This is a genomic window from Stenotrophomonas sp. YIM B06876 (assembly GCF_030711595.1).
In the GTDB taxonomy this organism is placed as follows: Bacteria; Pseudomonadota; Gammaproteobacteria; order Xanthomonadales; family Xanthomonadaceae; genus Stenotrophomonas.
The window spans coordinates 1-934 of sequence record NZ_JAUJUJ010000329.1 but is presented as its reverse complement, the minus strand read 5'-3'; the positions used below and the strand labels follow the sequence as shown (position 1 = coordinate 934).

Sequence of the window (934 nt, the reverse complement as noted above, 5' to 3'; positions counted from 1 at the left end):
GTCAGGCGGTGCGGCTCGCCCTCGGCGCAGGCCACGTTGAGTTCAGGCGTGGAGAAGCTGGTCGGCAGCGCATTGAGCACGGCGCTCGGGTCGCTGCCGCGGCTCAGAATCTCTAACAGGCGGCAGCCGGCGTAGGTGCCGTCGTCAAAGCCATACCAGCGCTCCTTGAAGAAGATATGGCCGCTCATCTCGCCGCCCAGCGGCGAATTGAGCTCTTTCATCTGCGCCTTGATGAGCGAATGGCCGGTCTTGTACATCACCGGCACGCCGCCGGCCGCCGCAATCGCCGGCGCCAGGCGCTGCGTGCATTTCACGTCGAACAAAATCTGCCCGCCGGGCACGCGGCTGAGCACATCCTGCGCGAACAGCACCATCTGCCGATCGGGAAAGATGTTGCTGCCGTCCTTGGTGACGATGCCGAGGCGGTCGCCGTCGCCGTCGAAGGCCAGGCCCAGCTCGGCATCGCTGTCTTGCAAGGCGGCGATCAGGTCGCGCAGGTTTTCGGGCTTGCTCGGGTCGGGATGGTGATTCGGGAAGTTGCCGTCGACCTCGGAAAACAGCTCGATCACCTCGCAGCCCAGGGCGCGGAAGATGCCGGGCGCCGAAGCGCCGGCCACGCCGTTGCCGCAGTCGACGACGATCTTCATGGGCCGGGCCAGTTTCACGTCGCCGGTGATGCGCTCACGGTAGGCGTCCTGCACGTCGGCCTGGCGAACAAAGCCGCCGGGGGCGAGCTGCCAGCTCTCGGCTTCCATGGTGTGGCGCAGCTGCTGGATCTCGTCGCCATAGATGGCGCGGCCGGCCAGCACCATCTTGAAGCCGTTGTAGTCCTTGGGGTTGTGGCTGCCGGTGACCTGGATGCCGCTTGAGCACAGGGTGTGGGCGGCAAAGTACAGCTGCGGCGTGGTGACCATGCCGATGTCGATCACCTGCA

General features: G+C 66.0%; 1 protein-coding gene. It reads right to left on the bottom strand.

Translation table 11 applies throughout. The annotated features are described in order from the left end of the window. Positions 1 to 934, bottom strand: a 934-nt coding sequence (locus QZH66_RS17075) for a phosphomannomutase/phosphoglucomutase (RefSeq protein WP_305807041.1), incomplete at both ends; no start/stop codon positions are given.